Source organism: Streptomyces sp. F63, assembly GCF_018070345.1.
GTDB lineage: Bacteria > Actinomycetota > Actinomycetes > Streptomycetales > Streptomycetaceae > Streptomyces.
This window is the reverse complement of sequence record NZ_JAGPXX010000017.1, coordinates 66,436-86,570: the sequence shown is the minus strand read 5'-3', so window position 1 is coordinate 86,570 and position 20,135 is coordinate 66,436. Positions and strand designations below refer to the sequence as shown.

At 74.9% G+C, this 20,135-nt stretch carries 18 protein-coding genes; 9 read left to right on the top strand and 9 right to left on the bottom strand.

Going from position 1 to position 20,135, the window contains the following annotated elements; genetic code table 11:
- Nucleotides 1-42 precede the first annotated feature (42 nt).
- Complete coding sequence (locus KBZ10_RS18525; RefSeq protein ID WP_307847501.1) at nucleotides 43-519, bottom strand: GtrA family protein; 477 nt, start codon at nucleotides 517-519, stop codon at nucleotides 43-45.
- Nucleotides 520-614: 95 nt separating this feature from the next.
- Between KBZ10_RS18525 and KBZ10_RS18520 the strand changes: the two genes are divergently transcribed.
- The 3 genes from KBZ10_RS18520 (at nucleotide 615) to KBZ10_RS18510 (ending at nucleotide 5,613) form a co-directional block, all read left to right on the top strand.
- A complete protein-coding gene (locus KBZ10_RS18520; protein WP_210988762.1) occupies nucleotides 615-1,697 on the top strand; it encodes a glycosyltransferase family 2 protein in 1,083 nt (360 codons plus the stop codon).
- 247 nt (nucleotides 1,698-1,944) lie between these two features.
- A complete protein-coding gene (locus KBZ10_RS18515; protein WP_210988761.1) occupies nucleotides 1,945-3,405 on the top strand; it encodes an aldehyde dehydrogenase family protein in 1,461 nt (486 codons plus the stop codon).
- A 501-nt stretch (nucleotides 3,406-3,906) separates the two neighbouring features.
- On the top strand, nucleotides 3,907-5,613 hold the full coding sequence (locus KBZ10_RS18510) for an adenosine deaminase (protein ID WP_210988760.1): 1,707 nt from the start codon (nucleotides 3,907-3,909) through the stop codon (nucleotides 5,611-5,613).
- 44 nt (nucleotides 5,614-5,657) lie between these two features.
- Here KBZ10_RS18510 and KBZ10_RS18505 read toward each other — a convergent pair whose 3' ends face one another.
- From KBZ10_RS18505 to KBZ10_RS18490, 4 genes are all read right to left on the bottom strand, one after another.
- On the bottom strand, nucleotides 5,658-7,118 hold the full coding sequence (locus KBZ10_RS18505; RefSeq protein WP_210988759.1) for an FAD-binding oxidoreductase: 1,461 nt from the start codon (nucleotides 7,116-7,118) through the stop codon (nucleotides 5,658-5,660).
- Between the two features lie 81 nt (nucleotides 7,119-7,199).
- The gene (locus tag KBZ10_RS18500; protein WP_247702577.1) at nucleotides 7,200-8,030 is read right to left on the bottom strand and encodes an SAM-dependent methyltransferase; all 831 of its coding nucleotides are present in this window, start codon (nucleotides 8,028-8,030) and stop codon (nucleotides 7,200-7,202) included.
- Nucleotides 8,031-8,096: 66 nt separating this feature from the next.
- Complete coding sequence (locus KBZ10_RS18495) at nucleotides 8,097-8,327, bottom strand: DUF397 domain-containing protein (protein ID WP_210988758.1); 231 nt, start codon at nucleotides 8,325-8,327, stop codon at nucleotides 8,097-8,099.
- Nucleotides 8,328-8,329: 2 nt separating this feature from the next.
- Nucleotides 8,330-9,196, bottom strand: a complete 867-nt coding sequence (locus KBZ10_RS18490; protein ID WP_210988757.1) for a helix-turn-helix transcriptional regulator — start codon at nucleotides 9,194-9,196, stop codon at nucleotides 8,330-8,332.
- Nucleotides 9,197-9,414: 218 nt separating this feature from the next.
- On the opposite strand from KBZ10_RS18490, the gene KBZ10_RS18485 reads away from it, so the two are divergent.
- The gene (locus KBZ10_RS18485; RefSeq protein ID WP_210988756.1) at nucleotides 9,415-10,407 is read left to right on the top strand and encodes a pyridoxal-phosphate dependent enzyme; all 993 of its coding nucleotides are present in this window, start codon (nucleotides 9,415-9,417) and stop codon (nucleotides 10,405-10,407) included.
- Nucleotides 10,408-10,416: 9 nt separating this feature from the next.
- Here KBZ10_RS18485 and KBZ10_RS18480 read toward each other — a convergent pair whose 3' ends face one another.
- Nucleotides 10,417-12,672 carry an endonuclease gene (locus KBZ10_RS18480; protein WP_210988755.1) on the bottom strand — a complete coding sequence of 752 codons (2,256 nt, stop codon included), beginning with the start codon at nucleotides 12,670-12,672 and terminating at the stop codon, nucleotides 10,417-10,419.
- Nucleotides 12,673-13,078: 406 nt separating this feature from the next.
- Between KBZ10_RS18480 and KBZ10_RS18475 the strand changes: the two genes are divergently transcribed.
- The 3 genes from KBZ10_RS18475 to KBZ10_RS18465 all read left to right on the top strand — a co-directional run bounded on the left by KBZ10_RS18475 (nucleotide 13,079) and on the right by KBZ10_RS18465 (nucleotide 16,481).
- Complete coding sequence (locus KBZ10_RS18475) at nucleotides 13,079-14,428, top strand: S8 family serine peptidase (RefSeq protein WP_210988754.1); 1,350 nt, start codon at nucleotides 13,079-13,081, stop codon at nucleotides 14,426-14,428.
- Nucleotides 14,425-14,664: a hypothetical protein gene (locus tag KBZ10_RS18470; protein ID WP_210988753.1), complete on the top strand. Its 240-nt coding sequence runs from the start codon at nucleotides 14,425-14,427 to the stop codon at nucleotides 14,662-14,664. Before KBZ10_RS18475 ends, KBZ10_RS18470 begins: the two co-directional genes overlap by 4 nt.
- Nucleotides 14,665-14,852: 188 nt before the next feature.
- Entirely contained in the window at nucleotides 14,853-16,481 is a 1,629-nt protein-coding gene (locus KBZ10_RS18465) for an FAD-dependent oxidoreductase (RefSeq protein WP_210988752.1), read from the top strand.
- 301 nt (nucleotides 16,482-16,782) lie between these two features.
- Here the strand turns inward: KBZ10_RS18465 and KBZ10_RS18460 are convergent, their stop codons facing one another.
- On the bottom strand, nucleotides 16,783-17,337 hold the full coding sequence (locus tag KBZ10_RS18460; RefSeq protein WP_210988751.1) for an XRE family transcriptional regulator: 555 nt from the start codon (nucleotides 17,335-17,337) through the stop codon (nucleotides 16,783-16,785).
- A gap of 248 nt (nucleotides 17,338-17,585) precedes the next feature.
- Between KBZ10_RS18460 and KBZ10_RS18455 the strand changes: the two genes are divergently transcribed.
- On the top strand, nucleotides 17,586-18,029 hold the full coding sequence (locus KBZ10_RS18455) for a VOC family protein (protein ID WP_210988750.1): 444 nt from the start codon (nucleotides 17,586-17,588) through the stop codon (nucleotides 18,027-18,029).
- A 34-nt stretch (nucleotides 18,030-18,063) separates the two neighbouring features.
- On the opposite strand, the gene KBZ10_RS18450 is transcribed toward KBZ10_RS18455, so the two are convergent.
- On the bottom strand, nucleotides 18,064-18,477 hold the full coding sequence (locus KBZ10_RS18450; RefSeq protein WP_210988749.1) for a nuclear transport factor 2 family protein: 414 nt from the start codon (nucleotides 18,475-18,477) through the stop codon (nucleotides 18,064-18,066).
- Nucleotides 18,478-18,571: 94 nt separating this feature from the next.
- On the opposite strand from KBZ10_RS18450, the gene KBZ10_RS18445 reads away from it, so the two are divergent.
- Nucleotides 18,572-19,462, top strand: coding sequence for a LysR family transcriptional regulator (locus KBZ10_RS18445; protein WP_210988748.1), 891 nt, complete (start codon nucleotides 18,572-18,574; stop codon nucleotides 19,460-19,462).
- 134 nt (nucleotides 19,463-19,596) lie between these two features.
- On the opposite strand, the gene KBZ10_RS18440 is transcribed toward KBZ10_RS18445, so the two are convergent.
- The gene (locus KBZ10_RS18440; RefSeq protein WP_210988747.1) at nucleotides 19,597-19,932 is read right to left on the bottom strand and encodes a MerR family transcriptional regulator; all 336 of its coding nucleotides are present in this window, start codon (nucleotides 19,930-19,932) and stop codon (nucleotides 19,597-19,599) included.
- Nucleotides 19,933-20,135: the final 203 nt, after the last annotated feature.

Here is a 20,135-nt window from a genome sequence, read left to right as displayed (position 1 = left end):
TCCACGGTCCCCGACCGCGGGCCCGCCGGCGGGAGCCGGCCGTCAGGAGGCGGTGAAGACGTAGCTGCGGTAGGCGAAGAAGCGGAACAGGGTGGCGACGCCCCATCCGCAGATCCGGGCGGTGTTGTCGCTGAGGACCGAGTCGAGGCCGAGCAGCTGCCGGGACAGGAGGACGGTCCCGGCGGTGATCACGATGCCGATGATGTTGACGACGGTGAAGAGCAGCAACTCATGGGCCATGTTGTCGCGGCGCCGGCTCCGGTAGGTCCAGTAGCGGTTCCCGGCCCAGCTGAAGAGCGTCGCGGCGCCGGTCGCGAGCACGGACGCCTGGACGGGGAGGTCCCGCATCGGGCCGCCGCCCCCGCGGGGGAGCCCGAAGACCAGGAGGGTGTAGCCGCCGTGGTCGAGCAGGAAGGCCAGCGCGCCGACGGTCCCGAACTTGGCGGCCTCGCGCCAGACGCCCCGGACGATGTCGCGCAGGCGCAGCGTCAGCGAGGTGAGGACCGAGGCAACCGACACAGAACAGAAGATATCGGGCGCGGTGTGCCTTCCCGGGCGGGACTCTCCCGTGTCGCACCATGGTCCGGGGTCCGTCCAGCCGCCGAGGAGGAGCCGTGAGCCCGAGCCCGACCATCGCCTGTGTCGTGCCGTGTCACAACGAGGAGGCAGCCGTCGGCAAGGTGGTCCGCGATCTGCGGGCGGCTCTCCCCGAGGCCGATGTCTACGTCTACGACAACAACTCCACGGACCGCACGGCCGAGGTCGCCCGCGCGGCCGGGGCGATCATCCGGGAGGAGCCCCGCAAGGGGAAGGGCAATGTGATCCGCCGGGCCTTCGCCGACATCGACGCCGACGCACTGCTCATCATCGACGGCGACGACACCTATGACGCCTCGCGCGCCCGCGAGATGGTCGACCTCCTCTTCCGGGGCCCCTACGACCAGGTTCTCGGCGCCCGCCGGGAGACCGGCGACAGCGCCTACCGCGCGGGGCACTCCTTCGGCAACCGGCTGCTCACCGGCGCGGTGCGGGTCCTCTTCGGCAATGACGTCACCGACATGCTGAGCGGTTACCGGGTCCTCTCCCGGCGCTTCGTCAAGTCCTTCCCGGCTCTCTCCCGGGAGTTCGAGATCGAGACGGAGATGACGGTCCACGCGCTCAACCTGCGGCTCCCCACCACCGAGGTCTCCGTCGACTACCGGGGCCGACCCGCGGGGAGCGAGAGCAAGCTGCGGACCTACCGGGACGGCCGGCGCATCCTCGGCGTCATCCTCAATCTCGCGCGCCGGGAGCGGCCCTCCCTCGTGCACGCCCTGGTGGCCGGCCTGCTGGCGATGGCCGCGATCGTCCTGGGGGTGCCGGTGATCGTGGAGTTCCTCCGGACGGGGACGGTGCCGCGCTTCCCCACGGCGATCCTCGCGGCCGCGCTCATGATCATCGCGACGCTCGTCCTGCTGGTGGGGTACATCCTCGCGTCGGTGATGCACCTGCGGCAGGAACACTCCCGGCTCGTCCACCTCGCCTATCCGGCCCCGGCGCCGCCCCCGGGCACCGCCCCGGCCGCCACGGGCACCGCCGCCTCCGCCGGTTCCGGCGCCGGCGCCCCCGGTGCCGGGGGTTCGCCGGACCGCCCGGCCGGTCGCCCCGGCGAGCCCTCACCTGAGGGCGGGGGCCCCGCCGCGTCCGGCGCCGTCTGACGGAGGTCCGGGAGACGGAGAGACCGGGCGGCGGGGCGGCGGGGCAGTGGCGGTCCGCCGGTGAGCATTGACATCACCGGTGGGTCCGGACAGACTTCCGAGCAGGAATGAACCTTTGTTCGCATGGCGAACAGACCGGTGTCCGCTTCGCTCGCGGCTGCCCGCGCCCGGGACCGGGCCCGGCTCCGTCCGGACCGGTCTCCGCGCCCCACCGCCCCTCTCCCCCGGCTCCGAAGGACGTCCCGCGATGACCCTCCACCGTGACCTGCTGATCGGCGGCAAGGACGTACCGGCCGCCTCCGGCCGGACCACCCAGGACGTCAACCCGTACACCGGCGAGGTGTACGCCACCGTCGCCGCCGCCGGGGCCGCGGACGTCACCCGGGCCGTGGACGCGGCGGACGCGGCGTTCGAGGAGTGGGCGGCCGTCAGTCCCTTCGCCCGGCGCAAGATCCTGCTGGACGCCGCCGATCTGCTGGAGTCCCGGAGCGATCAGGCCGCCGCGCACATGGCCGGGGAGGCCGGCGGCACCCGGCCGTGGGCCGGCTTCAACGTGGCACTGGCCGCGCAGATGTTCCGGGAGGCCGCCTCGGCCGTCACCGCTCCCCGCGGCGAGGTGCTGACCGCCCAGGAGCCGGGCGCGCTGGGCCTGGCCGTGCGCGAACCGGTCGGCGTGGTCGCTGCGTTCTCCCCCTGGAACGCCCCGGTCATCCTGGGCGTGCGCGCCGTCGCCGCGCCGCTGGCCGCGGGCAACACCGTGGTGCTCAAGCCCAGCGAGGACGCCCCGCTCTCCTGCGGCCTGTTCGTCGCCGACGTCCTGCGGGAGGCCGGACTGCCCGACGGTGTCCTCAACGTCGTCACCAACGACCCCGCCGACGCGGCCGGGGTGGCGGAGACCCTCATCGCCGATCCGCGGGTCCGCTCGGTCAACTTCACCGGCTCCACCGGGGTCGGCCGGATCATCGGCGTCCACGCCGCCACCCACCTCAAGCCCGCCGTGCTGGAACTGGGCGGCAAGAACGCCGTCATCGTCCTGGAGGACGCCGACCTCGACTACGCGGTGGACGCGGCCGCGTTCGGCGTCTTCATGAACTCCGGCCAGATCTGCATGTCCGGTGACCGGATCCTCGTCCACGCCTCGCTGGCCGAGGAGTTCACCGCCCGGTTCACCGCCAAGGTCGCCGCGCTGCCCAGCGGCAGCCCCGAGGACCCGCACACCGTCATCGGCCCGCTGGTCACCCCCGCCGCGGCGCGGCGCGTGGCGGCCCTGGTGGAGGACGCCGTGGCGAAGGGCGCCACCGTCCTCACGGGCGGGGGCGAGCCCGACGGCTCGGTGTACCCGGCGACCGTCCTCACCGGCGTGCCGAAGGATGCGGAGCTGTACTACGGCGAAGCCTTCGGGCCGGTCTGCGTGATCGAGACCTTCGCCGACGACGACGAGGCCGTGGCCCTCGCCAACGACACGGACAACGGCCTCACCTGCGGCATCATCACCGAGAACGGCACCCACGGGCTGACGGTCGCCCGCCGCGTCCGCACCGGCATCGTCCACGTCGGCGACCAGTCCGTCGCCGACGAGCCGCAGGCCCCCTTCGGCGGCTTCAAGGCCTCCGGTTACGGGCGCTTCGGCGGCCGCTGGGGCATCGAGGCGTTCACCAACACCCGCTGGGTCACGCTCGCCACCCAGCACGCGCGCTTCCCGTTCTGAGGACGGCCCCGTCATCCCCGGCGGGCGCACGGCGTCGGCCGCGACACTCCCCCGGCCTGCGGCGCCGGGGCGGCACCCCACGCCGTATTGCCGAAACATCCGCATACGACCGGTATGCGGACGCCTTCGCCGTGCGATGCGCCGCATCCGACGCCGCGTGCTGGTCCACCGCGGATGACGGGACAGCCCTCAGCGCCGCGGCGGGCAACGTCCGCCCGTCAAGGAGCGGCGTCCGGTACGTGCTACCGGCATGCCGGCTGCCGGAAGTCCCCGTACCGGTCGTACGGGGAGGCGTCCGCGCCGCGTTGTCCCGGCGCCCGCGCGCAGGACGCCCCGGGCCGCCCGGCCTCCGCACCGGCAGGCCCGGTCCGCCGGCCCCGCGCGCCCCGGCGGTGCCGCGGCGGAAGGGGCCGAGGACGGGTCCGGCCGCGCAGGACGTCCCATGCCGCCGGACGGGGGAGATTCCGCGCGGCGGGGCGCCGTTCCGGTTATGTCTGCCTCATGAACGCTTCCGGCGCGCGCCGGCACGGGACGGCCGCCCCCTCCGCCCCCGTCACCGGTCCGCACATCCCCCGTCCCGTCCGCCGCCTGCGCACCGTGCTCCTCACGGGGGCGGCGGTCCTGGCCCTGGCGGCGACGACCGCACCCGCACCCGCCGCCGCGCCGTCCACAGGCGGCCCGACCGGCTCCCACCGGGGCGCCCACGATCCCGGGGGACCCTGGGGTGGCCGGGCCGAGGGCGCCGAGCGCCGGCTCGACCGCCTCCGCGACGACCCGGCCCGGCTCCATGCCTTCCTGCGGTCCATGCCGAAGGGCGGTGATCTGCACACGCACCTGGTCGGCGCGGTCCCGACCGAGTCGCTGATCCGCTACGCCGCACGCGACGGCTTCTGCATCCGCACGGACAACCACCGGGCCGTGCCCGGCCCCTGTCCGGAGGGCACCCGTCCGGCCCGGGACGCCGAGACCGACCCCGCGTTCCGCCGGGCCGTCATCCGCGCCTGGTCGATGGAGGACTTCAAGCCCACGGACGAGGAGTCGGGGCACGACCACTTCTTCGCCACCTTCGCGAAGTTCGAGGCCGTCGCCGCGGTGCGCCAGGGGCGGCTGATGGCGGACGTGAAGCGGATCGCCGCCGTCAACCGCCAGTACTACGTGGAACCGCTGATCACTCCGCAGTTCCCGGCCCTGTCCCGGCTCGCCGCCGACACGGGGTGGCACCCGGACTTCGGCCGCATGCGGGCCGCGCTGCTCGCCGGCGGCCGGATGGACCGGATCGTCCGGGCGGCCCGCGCGGAGATCCGGCGCGAACTCGCCCGGATGCGGCGGATCCTGGCGTGCGGCACGGCGCGTCCGCGGCCCGGCTGCGCGGTGCGGATGCGGTTCGACTACCAGGTCCTGCGGGCCCTGCCCCCGGAGTACGTCTTCACCCAGCTGCTGGCCGGCTTCCTGCTCGCCGAGGCCGACCCCCGCTTCGTCGGCGTCAACCTCGTCCAGCCCGAGGACGACCCGGTGGCCCTGCGCGACTACCGGCTCCACATGCGCATGATCCGCTACCTGCGCGGCCACTACTCCACCGCCCGTGTCGCCCTCCACGCGGGCGAGCTGACCCCCGCCTTCGCCCCACCGCCCGACCTGCGCTTCCACATCCGGGACGCGGTCGAGACCGCCGGGGCGGAGCGGATCGGCCACGGGGTCGACATCCTGTACGAGGACCGCCCATGGCAGCTGATGGCCACCATGGCCCGCCGCCGTGTCCCGGTGGAGATCCTGCTGACCAGCAACTGCGAGATCCTGGTGGTCTGCGGCCGCGAACACCCGCTGCACGACTACCTCGCGGCCGGCGTGCCCATCGCCCTGGCCACGGACGACCAGGGCGTGCTCCGCACGGACATCACCCGCGAGTACCAGCGCGCCGCGGCCGTCCAGCACCTGGACTACCGGGAGTTGCGGGACAGCGCCCGCGCCTCGCTGGAGTTCGCCTTCGTCCAGGGTCGCAGCCTGTGGCGGCAGCCCGGCGAGTACTCCCCCGTGCCCGCGTGCGCCACCAGCAGTCCGCGCACCGGCCGTCTCGCGCCGGCTTGCCGGGCGCTGCTCCGCTCCAGCCCCAAGGCCGCTCTGCAGTGGCGCCAGGAGCGGGCGCTGGCCGCCTTCGAGAGCCGCTTCGCGGGCGGGCCGCACGGGGCCGCGGCGGGGGGCCGGGGCTGACGCGGCGCGGGGTCGCGGCCCGCGTGCCGGGCGGCTGCCCGCCCTCACCCGCGCGGACGGATGTTCGCGTTGAGGCGGAAGAGGTTGCCGGGGTCGTACCGCGTCTTGATCCGCGTGAGGCGTTCGTAGTTCCGGCCGTAGCCCTCGCGCAGCTGCTGCTCGCCCTCCTCCAGGAAACCCGGGAAGTTGAGGTAGGTGCCGCCGCCGGAGTACGCGCGCAGGTCCGCGACCGTGTCCCGCACCCAGGCCACGTTGGCGGCGGAGTCGGCCGCGGCCGTCCAGTTCCCCTCGATGCCGAACAGGTAGGGCGAGCTCCGGTTCGCGAAGGCGGTCTCCCCCTCCCCCACCCGGGCCATCGCACCGCCCTGATACCAGATGTCGATGGTGGAGTCCGGCGACGGCGCGGCCGCGGCGTGAGCGGTCAGGCGGTCGATCAGCTCGTCGCCGAGCCCGTCCGCGTTCACGGATTTCCAGTAGTAGCGCCGGCCGTCCGGGTAGTCCTCGTCCAGGACGGCCTGCGCCGCGGTGTAGGGCAGCACCCCGCTGAGGTCGGCGATCGGCTCGGCGATGTCCCGGAACGGCAGCAGGGCCCGCTCCCCCTCGGCCGGGTCGCCGGGGAAGAGGGCCAGCAGCGCCACGAAGGGCCGCCCGTGCGCCCCGGGCGGGAACTCCGGGGCCTCCGGGATCCGGCCGAGGACTCCGATCGGGCCGGCCGGGACGGGGCTCTCCCGCAGGCACCGCTCGCAGTCCCGCAGCACCTCGCGGGCCCGCTCCGCGGGGAAGTAGACGTTGCAGAAATAGACCTCCGGTCCCACCGGGTGCAGCCGGTACTCGAAGGACGTGACGACGCCGAAGTTGCCCCCGCCGCCCCGGATCGCCCAGAAGAGGTCCGGGTTCTCCTCCGCCCGCGCGGTCAGGACCCGCCCGTCGGCGGTGACGACCCGCGCCGACAGCAGGTTGTCGCAGCTCAGCCCGTGGGAGCGGCGCAGCCAGCCCATGCCCCCGGACAGGGTCAGTCCGGCGATGCCGGTGGCGGACACCACCCCCAGGGGGGCGGCCAGCCCGTGCCGCTGCGTGGCGCCGTCGACATCGGCCAGGGTGCAGCCGCCCCGGGCCCGCGCCGTGCGCGCGTCCGGATCGACGGTGACCTCCCGCATCTCCGACAGGTCGATCACCAGCCCGCCGTCGCAGAGGGCCTGTCCGGCCACGCCGTGACCGCCGCCGCGGACCGCGAGCGGAAGGCCGCGGTCCCGGGCGTGGCGCACCGCGGCCACGACGTCCTCCTCGCCCCGGCAGCGGGCCACGAGAGCCGGACGTCTGTCGATCATGCCGTTCCACAGCCTCCGCGCCGGCTCGTAGCCGGGGTCACCGGGCCGCAGCAGCCGGCCCCGCAGCCGGGCGGCGAGCTCCTCGCCGCGGACCTCCGGAACGGCGCCGTCCGCCGCGGGCCGGTGCGCGGCCGTCGCCGGTCCGCGCCCGCCCCGGTCGTGCTGCCTCCCGCTCATGCCGGAACCTCCTCGGTCTCCAGCATCGGGTGCCCGGGGCCCGGCCGCATCCGGGCTCCGTCGCGGCGGCGCGCCGCCGGCTCAGCCGTCCGGTTTGCGCCCCACCCCGCCGCAGGTCAGCAGTCCGGCGATGTCGAGCGGTGCGTTCACCGGCTGGTCGGGCCGCCAGTAGGGGAGGTAGACGATCCCGGGCTCGGCCAGGTCCAGTCCGTCGAAGAAACCGGCGATCTCCGTCACGCTGCGGAGCCGGCCGGTGCCGAGGGCCTTCATCAGGACCGACTGCAGGCCCCGGGCGGCGGCGGTGGAGGAGGTGAAGTGCGTCAGCGACAGGTAACTGCCGGGCGCGATCGCCTTCTTGTAGGTCTCCACGATGCCCCGCGGGTCATGGGCGTCCACGACGTGGTGGATCACCGCGTGGAGGATCAGCCCGACGGGGCGGTCCAGGTCGAGGGCGGCGGTGACCTCGGGGTGAGTGAGCACTTTGTCCGGCTCCCGGACGTCGGCGTCGACCACGACGGTCCGGTGGTCGTCGGCGAGCAGGGCCCGGCCGTGGGCGTGCACGATCGGGTCGTTGTCGACGTAGACCACCTTCGCGTCCGGGATCACCGACTGCGCCACCTCGTGGGTGTTCGGCGCCGTGGGCAGGCCCGATCCCAGGTCGAGGAACTGGTCGACGCCCAGCTCCGCCAGGTGGCGCACGACGCGTCCGTGCATCGCCCGGTTGAGCCGCGCTCCCGCGCCGCCGTCGGGGAACGCCCGGTTCAGTTCCTCCGCCACGGCGCGGTCCACCGGGTAGTTGTCCTTGCCGCCCAGGATCGCGTCGTACACCCGGGCGATGCTGGGCCGGGTGGTGTCGATCTCCGGCGGCACGTGCTCCGGGTGCCGTTGCGTCCAGCTCATGTCGTCCGACATGCGGTGCCCTTTCCGTCACGGCGCCGGTCGCCGGCGCGTCGGTGTGCCCGGGGAACGGGGTTTCGGTCAGGAGGACAGCAGTCGCGCCCTGCCGGCTGCCCAGCCCCGGGCGAAGGCCTCTATCTCGGGGAGGGTGAAGAGCAGCGCGGGTCCGTCGGGGTCCTCGGACTGGCGGACGGCGATGCGGCCGTCGGGCAGCTCCCGTGCCTCGACGCAGCTCCCGCCGTTGTCTCCGCTCCAGGGCTTGAGCCAGCCGTCCGGCCCGAGTTCCCGGGCTGCGCTGTAGACGCGGTCCATGGTCAGATCTCCTTGCGAATGGCGTCGAGTGCCGCCGCGGTGCGCCGTACCGGCAGGGCCTGGGCGCCCATCCGGTCCATGACCTCCCCGAAGGCGGAGACGTCGTCGTACTCGTCGAGGTACACGGCGCCGATGAGGTTCTCGAGGTAGACGATGTCCTGCAGCTCGGGCTGCGGGAAGCGGAAGATGTGGAAGGGGCCGTACATCGCCGGGTGCAGGCCCAGGGCGAACGGCATGAGCTGGAGTGCGACGGCCGGCGCCGCGGAGACCTCGACGAGGTGCTCGATCTGGGCCCGCATCACCTCGGGCGGGGCGATGGGACGCCGCAGCACCGTCTCGTCCATGATCACCCAGAGCCGGGGCGCGTCCGGACGGTGCAGCAGCTTCTGCCGCTCCATGCGGAAGGCGACGCGGCGTTCGGCCTCTTCCCCGGCGCCCCTGCCGAGACCCGCGCGGAGGACCGTCCGCGCGTACTCCTCGGTCTGCAGCAGGCCCGGGACGAAGTTCGGCTCGTAGGCGCGGATGACGCAGGCCTCCTCCTCCAGCGCCACATAGGTCTTGAACCACGGGGGCAGCACGTCCCGGTAACGGTGCCACCAGCCGGGCCGGTTGGCGGCCTTGACCAGGGCCAGGAAGTCGTCGATCTCCTGCTGCCGGCTCACTCCGTACTCGGGGAGCAGGTTCCGGACGTACGGGATCTTGAGCCCGACCTCGCCCTTCTCCATGCGGCGGATCGTCAGCTCGCTGACTCCGAGCACCCTCGCGGCGTCCGCGTAGGACTTGCCGGCCGCCGTCCGCAGGTCCTTCAGCCGCTTGCCGAGGATGACCAGCCGGACGGTCGGCGTGCTCATCGACCGGACTCTGGCCATCCCTCATCCCCCCGCCGTCTGCGTGAGTACGGGCCGCCGCCCCGAACGGCCGCGGCCGGCGCGGCACGCCGCCGGATACATCAATCCGAAATTATCAGAACGAGCCTTGCGGAACGAGGGTCTCGGACAGAATGAGGTTCCCTCGACGCGTGAACGAGGCCGGGCGCAGGGCCCGTTCACGGTCCCTTCCTGCCGGTGGCGACCGATCGGAGCATCCGGTGACACCCACGGTCCACGACATCGAGGCGACCCTCCCCGTGCTCCGCCTGTTCGCGGGAGGCACCCCGGTCCACCACTGCCCGGAGGTCGACCAGCGCCTGGGGCGGCGGCTGTTCGTCAAACTGGAGAGCCGCCAGCCCGGCGGCTCCTTCAAGGTGCGCGGTCTGATCCGGCTGCTGACCGGCCTGCCGCAGGACCGGCTGGACCGCGGGGTGATCGGCCGCGGTCGCGCCAACTTCGTCCGCGCCCTGGGCTGGGCCGGCCGGCGCTACGGCGTCCCGGTCACGGCCGTGGTGCCGGACGACGCCCCCGCCTCACTCGTCCGCGACCTGCTGGCGTGCGGCGCCCGACCGGTCTTCCATCCCGCACGCTCCCCGCGGACGGCCGAGGCGCTGCTGGCCGAGCGGGCCGCGTGCCACGGTCTCACGGTGGTCCGGCCCGGCGGCCGGCACGCCATCATCGGGGCCGGCACGGTCGCCTGGGAGATGCTGCGCCAGGTCCCCGATCTGGCCACGCTGATCCTGCCGCTCGGCAGCGGCTCCCTCGCCGCCGGCTCGGCGCTGGTCGCCCGCGGCCGCCGACGCGGCGTGCGGGTCGTCGGGGTGGCACCGGCCCGGTCCCTCACCGCGAGCAGCGCGCCGCAGCACCGGATCGCCGCGGGCACCGCGGGATCCCGGCAGGCCCGGGCGCTGGACAGCGCCGACCCCGACCCGATGGCCGGCGAGTTGGCGGCCCGGCTCCTCGACGAGCGCGTCACCGTGGCCGACGAGGACATCGCGCGGGCCGTCGGCGTCTACGCCCGGGAGTACCGGCAGACCGCCGAACCCAGTGGTGCGCTGGCCCTGGCCGCCGTGCTGTCGGGCCGGTTCCGGCCCGCGCCCGGACCGGTGGGGGTGGTGCTGTCCGGCGGCAACGTCATGACGGACCCCGGCGCTCGGCCGGCGCTCACGGCGGGCGGGGAGGCCGTGCGGGCGCCCGGGGCGGTGAGCTGAGGAAGCCGGTCAGGCCCAGGCCGCGGCGTAGTCGACGGCGCGGGCCCAGCCCGGGTGGTCGATCAGCGGGTTCCGGTTGCCCTGGATCTCGGCGACGGCGGCGTTGCGGTGCAGCTCGTACTCGCCCGGCGGATCCGCCTCGTGCCAGGCGAGGAGCAGTTCCAGTCGCGCCGGGCCGAGTTCGCGGGCCGCGTCACCGATGTGGCCGGGATAGCGGAGCAGGAAGTACAGGGTGGCCCGGGCGGCCGGTCCCTTGCCCGCCGACGGCTCGAAGCCCTCGGCCTGCTCGCGCCGGCCGCAGTCGTGGCGCAGGGCCTCGCCGAAGTCCGCGAAGTCGGTGTACGGAAAGTTGCTCCGGAAGCTGTTGCACCCGGTCTCGCAGGCGAACAGATGGTGCAGATCGCCGCGCATGGGCTCGCGCCGCTCGAACCAGGACTGCGGGACGACGTGTTCGCAGTTGTACGGGAGCGCGGCCTCCAGCGCGGCGGACTCGGCCGCCAGGGCGTCCGGGCCGGGGGCGCTCTCGCGCAGCAGGAACTCCCGCCAGCGCGCGGCCCGTACGGCCCCGGTGGCCGCGTCGGCGCGGATGAACTCCGCGGGGTCGAAGCTCTTCCCCGAGTAGAGGCTGCGCAGCCGCCGGTCGGGGTGCAGGTCCACCCAGGGGTAGACCAGCCGCATCGGCTGGTAGGCAGGGCGCCGCAGATGGCTGCTCTCCAGCAACTCGGCCAGCAGGGAGCGCAGTTCTGCGGGCGACGCGCCGGCCATGGACTCCCGCACGGCGGCGTAGTACGTCTCCCGTGCGGTCTCGTCGGCGGCGCGGTCGTAGTACGGGCGGGAGGCGCCGGCCTCCAGATCGACCAGTGCCGCGTCCAGCCCGGTGGCGGCCGGCGCGGCACTGGCCGGCGGCGGGGCGGGGTGCCCCGGGCCGGCCGCGGGGGGAACGGGCACCGCGGGGGTGACGGCGGCGGGGGGTACGGCCGCCGGGTGCGCGGCCGGGGCCGTTCCCGGGGCCGTTCCCGTTGCCGTTCCCGGGCCGACCGTGAGGTCGATCCGCAGGGGAAGGGTCCAGCCGGTGAGGGGGCCCGGGGCGGCGGGTGCCGCCACCGCACGCGGGCTGCCGGTGTCCGCCGTCCCCGCCTCCCCCTCCGGCCGCACCGGCCGCGCGCCGGAGGGGGACGGGAGCGGGGACGCGGCCGGGGCGGTGCCCGGAGACCGCGCGGTGGCGGTTTCCAGGAGTTCCGTCCGCAGCGCGTCGGGGACGCCGGTCAGCGGGAGATCCCGCAGCGCCTGCACCACGCGGCTGACGCGGACGCCCTCGTTGGCCTTCCACGCCAGGTTCTGCTCCCCCGTCTCCGGGGTCCAGCGGGTGCCGTCCAGGGCGAGGTAGTGGCCGTCGCCGTCGGTGAGCGGAACGGCGGAGTGGTGCAGCGCCACCACCTCCCACTGGTCGTTGAAGACCGGGGAACCGGAGGATCCGGGCGCCGTGTCGGTCTCGTAGTGGACGAACGTCTCCAGCAGGTCCATGACCTTGTTCTCCCGCAGCGCGAGCTGCTTCGGCTCGCCGTTCGGGTGCTGGACGATGTTGACCATCTCGCCGAGGATCGCCTTGCCCTGCGCCTCGTCCAGCGGCAGCATGCCGAACGCCGCCAGGGGTTCGCCCCCCGCGGACCGCCCGGCGACGGCCACCACGGTGAAGTCCAGGTCCCGGTCCGTCGCGAAGAACCGGGACGGCTCCAGGCAGAAGGCCACGGGGTCGGGCGCGGTCCCGTCCGCGCCCGTCTGGAAGTTGAACTCGACGAGGCCGCGGCCGGCCTCCTCCTGGTCGCGCAGCACGTGGTTGTTGGTCAGCAGCAGGGACGGCGACACCAGGAAGCCGGTGCCGTAGTGGGCGTCGCGCCCCCGGACGACCACCCTGCCGACCGACCGGGACGCCAGCCAGCCCGCCTCCAGGAAGCCGACGTCGATGAGGTCGTTGCGTCCCATCAGCCGTTCCAGGCCGAGCACTCCGGCGCCGAAGTGCTCGGGGGGCACCGCACCGTCGAGGGTGCCGCCGGTCGAGGCCGACGGCGGGGTCCGCTCCACGGCGGCCGCCAGCGACCAGTCGGCCCCCAGCCGCGCCAGGCGCCGGGTGACCCGCGCCGGCTCGTCGGTGTGGAGCACGCCGCGGCTGTCGAGTCTCCGGGCCGTCTCGGTCCGTACTCCGGCGCGTCCGGCGTAGCGGGACCCGGCGGCGTGCAGCTGGGACACGTACTCGGCGGTGACCACGGCCGCCTCCTCACCGCCCCTGCGGGGCGTACGGCGGATGATGTCGCTCCCCCCTCACCCGATGGTCCGGCCGCGGGGGCGTCCCCGCCTCCCCGCACCGGGTTCCGCCGGCCGCGTCGGGGCCCCGTTCCCCCGCCGGCCGCGGATACGGGGCATGCCGCACCCCTCACCCGTATGGAGTAGTCGCAGGGCCACGGCGCCCGCGGCGGTGCGGCATCGGACTGGGGCGCGTCGCCCGTTTGCGCGGGGCTCCCGGCGGCGCGACGGTGGGAGGAGCACCGGCCGGACCGGTGGGGGCACCCGTGCCGCGCGACGGCGCGCCGGTGGTACGGGCACGACGACGGCGTTGGGCCGACGGGCCGGTGCACACGGACCATCCCGCCGGGGGGCCTGAACCGGAGCAGCCATGAACCACCATGAGACAGCGGGCGGCCGCGGCCGCCCTGAACCGGCCGACGCGGGCATCGCCAAGACCGCCGGGGAGTACACCGACCGCTTCCTCGTCCTCCTGGCCCCCGGGGCCGAGGAGGAGGGCATGGCGGCCCTGCGGTCCCGGGCCGGCACCGAACCGGCGGAACGGATACGCCCCGGCGTGACGGAGAGCACCGCGGAGGTGCTGGAGCAAGCCGGGGCGGTCGTGTTCGAGGACCTCGGGGTCGGCGTCGTCCAGGCGGCGCCCGACCAGCGGCAGGCGGTGACGGCCGCCTCCGCGGAGGACCCGTCCGTCCTCGCCGTCGAGCGGGAACGGGTGCTCTGGGCCTCCCAGTTGACGGAGTCCCGGACGGCGGCCGAGACGGCCGGCTATCTGCGCGGCTACCACGACGGGGTCGAGGAGCTCGTCCAGCACGCGCTGGCGCGCCTCGGCACCACCGCGGCACCGGAGACGGAGCCCGCCGGCTTCGACGAGTCGCAGCTGACCTGGGGCCTGCAGGCGGCCGGTGTGGCGCGCTCCGCCTTCACGGGCCGGGGGGTGCGGGTGGCCGTCCTGGACACCGGTGTGGACACCGGCCATCCCGATCTGGCCGCACGGCTGGAGGAGGCTGTCTCCTTCGTCCCCGGCCAGGCCGCACAGGACGGCCACGGACACGGCACCCACTGCGTGGGCACGTCCTGCGGACCGCGGACGCCGGGCGCGGCGCCCCGCTACGGCGTGGCCTGCGAGGCGGAGATCTACGCGGGGAAGGTGCTCGGCGACGGGGGCGGCGGCACCGACACCCAGATCCTGGCGGGCATGAACTGGGCCTTCGGCCAGGGGTGCCGGGTCATCTCCATGTCGCTCGGCTCCCCGGTCGGTCCGGGCGAGCGGCCCTCACGGGTGTACGAGCAGATCGCCCGGCGCCTGATGCGGGCGGGGACCCTGGTCGTCGCCGCGGCGGGCAACGAGAGCGGGCGCCCGGAGTTCACCGAGCCCGTCGGGCATCCCGCGAACTGCCCCTCGGTTCTCGCCGTCGGCGCGCTCGACAGCGGATTCGCGGTCGCGTCCTTCTCCAATGCCGGGCTCCATCCCGACGGCGGGCAGATCGACATCGCCGCCCCCGGGGTGGACGTGCTCTCGTCCTGGCCGCGGCCCCCGGGCCACCGCAGGCTGATGGGCACCAGCATGGCCACGCCCCATGTGGCCGGTGCCGTCGCCCTGTTCGCCGAGGCGGTTCCGGGCGCGTCGGCCGCCGAACTCAAGTCGTTCCTGCTCGCCGGGGCCCGTCGGCTGCCGCTGCCGGCCGTCGACGTGGGAGCGGGACTGCTGCAGGTGCCGTGAGCGCGCCCCGGCCCGTACCCGTCGTCGTGGCGGTCGACCCGGGACGGTTTCCCGAGGTGGTCCGGGCCCTCCGGGAGGCGGGCCTGGAGGTGGCCTCCGAACTGCCGGAGCTCGGTTCGCTCACGGGGACGGTCCGTGACGACCGGCTGCCGGGGCTGGAGTCGGTCGACGGCGTCGAGGCGGTCGAACGCGAACGCGGGTACCGGGTCCCGCCCCCGGACTCACCGGTCCAGTAGCGCGTCCCGGCGTCCGGCCGGCCTCCCCGGCGCGGGATCCGGCGCCGGGCGGGCGGCCGGTCGGCCCTGGGGCACGGCCTTTTCACTGGACCGTTCCGCTCCCCGCTCCCGGGACCTTCGGCCCCCGTTGCACCCCCTCCGGATACATACCCTCAGGGGTATCAATACGGAGTGGAACGGAGCATCAGGTGAAGGTCGTCATCGTCGGAGGGGTCGCGGGCGGGATGTCCGCCGCCACCAGACTGCGCCGTCTCGACGAAAGAGCGGAGATCGTCGTCCTGGAACGCGGCGCGCATGTGTCCTACGCCAACTGCGGTCTCCCGTACCACATCGGCGGGGTGATCCCGGACCGCGCCGACCTGCTGCTCCGGACGCCCGAGGACCTGGGGGCGCGGTTCGCCCTGGACGTCCGCACCGGGCACGAGGTCCTCTCGGTCGACCGGGCGGCCCGGACCGTGCGGGTGCGCGATCTCCGCGACGGCCGCGAGTACACCGAGCCCTACGACCGGCTCGTCCTCAGCCCCGGCGCCACCCCCGTCGTACCGCCGGTCCCCGGCGCCGAACGGGGCCTGACGCTGCGTGATGTGCAGGACTCCGACCGGGTGCTGCGCCGGGTGGAGGACGGCGCCCGGAGCGCGGTGGTGGTCGGCGGCGGCTTCATCGGCGTGGAGGTGGCCGAGAACCTGCGGCACCGGGGCCTCACGGTCGCGCTGGTGGAGGCGGCGGACCAGGTGCTCGCCCCGCTGGATCCCGAGATGGCCCGGCCGCTCGCCGCCGAACTCACCACCCGGGGCATCGAGTTGCGGCTGAGCACCCGGGTCGCCAAGATCCTCCCGGACGCGGTGGAGCTCAGCACCGGGGAGACGCACCCGGGAGACCTGGTGGTCTTCGCCGCCGGAGTCCGCCCGGAGACCGCGCTGGCGCGGGCCGCGGGCCTGGAGCTGGGCCCCTTCGGCGGCATCGCCGTGGACGGGACGCAGCGCACCAGTGATCCGGACGTCTTCGCGGTCGGGGACGCGGCGGAGAAGCGGGACGCGTTCAGCGGCGAGCCGGCCCTGGTCCCGCTGGCCAACCTGGCCAACCGGCACGGCCGCCTGGTGGCCGACGCCATCGCCGGCCGCCCGGTCCGCGCCCGGCCGTCCGTCGGCACGGCCGTCGTCAAGGTCTTCGGCCTGACCGCCGCCGCGACGGGCTGGAACGAGAAGCGGCTGCGGAACGCCGACCGCCCCTACCGCGCCCTGCACCTGCACACCGCCTCGCACGCCGGTTATTACCCGGGCGCCCGGCCCCTGGCGCTGAAGCTGCTGGTCGAGCCGGGCAGCGAACGGATCCTGGGAGCACAGGCGGTGGGGACGGACGGCGTCGACAAGCGCATCGACGTCCTGGCCACGGCCATCGCGGGCGGTCTGGCCGCGCCGGAGCTGGCCGATCTGGAACTCGCCTACGCACCGCCTTTCGGATCGGCCAAGGACCCCGTCAACATGCTGGGTTACGTGGCCGGGAACCTCGCCGACGGGGTCAGCCCCACCGTGCAGTGGCACGAGGTGGAGAGCCGGCTGGCGGCGGGCGCGCTGCTCCTGGATGTCCGGACCCCCGCGGAGCACGCGGCGGGCACCATCCCCGGTGCCCGCAACATCCCGCTGGACGACCTGCGGTCCCGCCTCGGCGAACTCCCCCGCGGCCGGGAGATCCTCCTCTTCTGCGAGGGCGGACTGCGCGGCCACGCGGCGCTCCGGATCCTCGTCCAGGAGGGATTCCGCACCGTCAACCTGGACGGGGGCCGGCGCACCTGGGAGGCCGCCCGCCCCGTCCGCTGACGACAGGGGCGCCGGGCGGGCGGAAGCCCGTCCGGCGCCGCCGTACACACCCGGGCCCGTCCCACCGCGCCCGCCGCCCGGGGCCCCCGGCCCCGCCGCAGCGTCTTCCGCTGTGCAGCCCCTCACCGCTCCCTCCGCCGCACCGCCCGGCGCCGGCCGCGCCGGAGCCCCGGGTCCCCGGCCCCTCGGCGGCCCTCGACGAGACCCGCCGGGCCCCCGACGCGTCTTCCCCCCGGTGCCCGGCACCGCGGGCGGCGTGCGGCGCGGGCGGCGTGCGGCGCGAGCCCGGGCCGGGGCACCGTCAGCCGTAGCCGATGTCGATGTAGTCGATGTCCGTGAACTCCACCCGCAGGTCCCCGGCGCGGCGGCCGCCGTCCTTGAAGTAGATCTCCTGGAGGCCCTCGGCGACGATGCCGCGCAGTTCGTCTTCGCCGGCACCGGCCGCCCGTGCCTCCAGCAGCCGGGCCGCGTACGCGGGCGGCAGGTGCTGGGTGACGCGGCGGACGCGGCCGTCGTCGGTGGATCCGGGGGCGGCGGTGAAACCGAAGCGGGCCCGGGTCTCCACCGTGATGCCGGTGTCGGTGGCGCGGCGGCGGGCGCGCTCCCGGACCCGGGGCTGCCAGCGGCGGCGGACCTCGGCCTCCAGCCGCTCGGCGATGGGGCGGGGCGGATGTCTCCGGGTGCCCTGCAGATAGCGCTCGACCGAGCGCACGCTGACGCCGAGCAGCCCGGCCACCGCCCGGGTGGTTCCGACCCGCCCCAGCAGATAACGGACCCGCGCCTGCGTGGACTTGGGCGGCTGCCGGGTGAAGGACTCCTCATCGGCCCGGAGCAGGCTGTCGCCGATCTCTCCCACGCGGGTCACTCCTCTCCGTCACCGGCGCCGCCGGTCCTGATGCGGCGGGCCGGACGGCACCCGGCACCGAGCGGGTCCGCCGCCCTCGGCAGGGGCCGCCTGCCCCCGCGGTCGACCGGTGCACCGACCGCCGCGAAGGACTCGGACACCGGAAACCACCCCAGCCGCAGACTCTATACACCGGAACGCGACACCCCGTCCCCGCCCGCCGCCACGGGAACCGCGGGGCCCGGGGTAGGTTTTGCAGGATGGAACAGCGCATCAGCCTGATCACCCTGGGCGTCGCCGACGTGGCCCGCTCCCGGGCGTTCTACGAGCGCCTCGGCTGGCGGGGCCAGGAGGTCGAGGGGACGGTCTTCTTCCAGGCGGGCTGCCTCGGCCTGGTCCTGTGGAACCGTGGGAAACTCGCGCGGGACTCCGGTGTCGAGGACACCCGGGCGGACGGATTCGGCGGGATCGCGCTCGCCCACAACCTCCGCTCCCCCGAGGAGGTCGACGGACTCCTCACGGCGGCCGGGGACGCGGGCGCCACCATCACCCGGCCCGGGGCCGCCACCTTCTACGGCGGGTACGCGGGTACCTTCACCGACCCCGACGGGCATGTCTGGGAGGTCGCCCACAATCCCGGCTTCCCTCTGGCCGAGGACGGCTCGCTCACCCTTCCCGACTTCGGCCCGGCCGGACCGTCCTGACCGGACGCCCTCCCGGGCCGGCGCGCCGGCCCCGTCAGGACGGTGTGCCCGGGGTCTCCGGCCGGTCGATGATCCGCACCCAGCCGCCGTCCGGTTCGCGGCGCACGACCTGCACCCTGCCGCCCGTACCGTCCGCGGAGCGGGTCGAGGTGAGGGCGAGGTCGCCGTGGCGGACCGTGGGCAGCGGCTCCTCCCGGGGGAAGGGCAGCGGGACGTGCTCCAGCATCCGTTCGCACACCGCGCGGATCGCCTCCCGGCCGACCGTCGTGGCCCCCGGCGGGTAGGCGAGCACGGCGTCGGGGGCGTAGAGCTCGGCCAGCCCCTCGGCGTCCCGGGCGTTGGCGCGCTCCACGAACAGCCGGGTCACGTCCTCCGGGGTGGCGGCGCGTTCCCGCGCGCCGGTGCCGCTTCCGTTACCCGCCCGGTTCCCGGTCCCCGTCTCGGTCATGGGTTCCTCCCTGATCTCTCGCTCGCCACCACCCTGCTGGAGCCCGTACGAGAAGTCCAAGAGCTGACAGGTCTGGGAACTAGAATCAGCGGTTATGGAACTGCGCCAGCTCGCCTACTTCGTGGCCGTGGCCGAGGAACGGAACTTCACCCGGGCCGCCGAGCGGCTCCACGTGGCGCAGCCCGGGGTGAGTGCGCAGATCCGCCGTCTGGAACGGGAGCTCGGGCAGGAACTGTTCGACCGCTCCGGGCGGTCGGTGCGGCTCACCGAGGCCGGCGCCGCCGCCCTTCCCCATGCGCGGGCCGCGCTCGCGGCGGTGGACGGCACCCGGCTCGCCGTCGAGGAGCTGACGGGTCTGCTCCGGGGCGCGGTGGCGGTCGGCAGCGTCACCTCCCACAAGGTGGATCTCCCCGGCCTCCTCGCGGACTTCCACCGGGACCATCCGGCCGTGGAGATCACGCTCACCGAGGAGACCACGGACCGCCTGGTCGACGGTCTGCGCACGGGGCGTCTCGACGCGGCGGTCATCAGCGTGGGGGACACGGTGCCGGACGGCCTCGCGTCCCTGGTGGTGGACGACCAGCCGATCGTCGCCGCGGTCGCCCGCGGCCACGAACTCGCCGCCCGCGCGCGCGTCCCGCTCGACACGCTCCGGGAGCGTGCGCTGATCAGCCTGCCCGCCGGCACGGGTCTGCGCGCCCGGCTGGAGGAGGCCTGTGCGGTGGCCGGTTTCACCCCCCGGATCGCGCTCGAGGCCGGCGACCCGGGCCTCATCGCCGAACTCGCGGCCCGCGGGCTGGGGGTGGCGATCCTGCCCGCCGTGGTCGCCGCGTCGCGGCCGGAGCGGCTGGCCGCCGTCGCCATCACCCGGCCGGACCTGCGCGGGCGGCTGGTCTTCGCGTGGCGCGCCGGCGGCCCGAGCGGTCCGGCGGGCCGGGAGCTGGTGGCCAGGGCCCGCGGCACCCTGCGGGCCGGCGGCCGGTGACCCGTGCCCGCGGGTACGGATCCGGGGGCGGCGGCCCGTGCGGATGCGGGCGCCGGGGAGGCGGCGGTACCGGCTCTTCCTGCGCGGACGTTCAGCCGCCGGTACCCGGTGCCGCTTCCGCGGGGAACGCAACGTCAGCGGCCGGACGGGGACTCCGCGCCGCGCAGCCGCTCGTTGATGCGCCGGGCCTCTTCCAGCTGGTCTTCCAGGATGATGATCCGGCAGGCCGCCTCGACCGGGGTTCCCTGGTCGACGAGTTCGCGGGCCCGGGCGGCGATCCGCAGCTGGTAGCGGGAGTAGCGCCGGTGGCCGCCCGCGGAGCGGAGCGGGGTGATGAGCCGGGCGTCCCCCACGGCACGGAGGAAGGCGGGGGTGGTGCCGATGAGTTCCGCCGCGCGGCCCATGGTGTAGGCCGGGTAGTCGTCGTCTTCGAGGGGATCGGTCGTGGGGGGAGGGTTTTCCGCTGCCACCTGCACCTCTGTCTCTGAGTCCGTCGTGTGAACGCGCGTCGAGGGGCTCCGGTGCCGTGTGGCACCGGAGCCCCGAGGGATACAACACCATCTACCGGCTCACTGCGCCGGTCTCACTCGTTCCGTACGCCGGCCGGGAAGCCGGGATACGGGGATCTTCGAATGCCTGACCGAGGACCACCTTGCCTTTCCTGGCCTTGCCG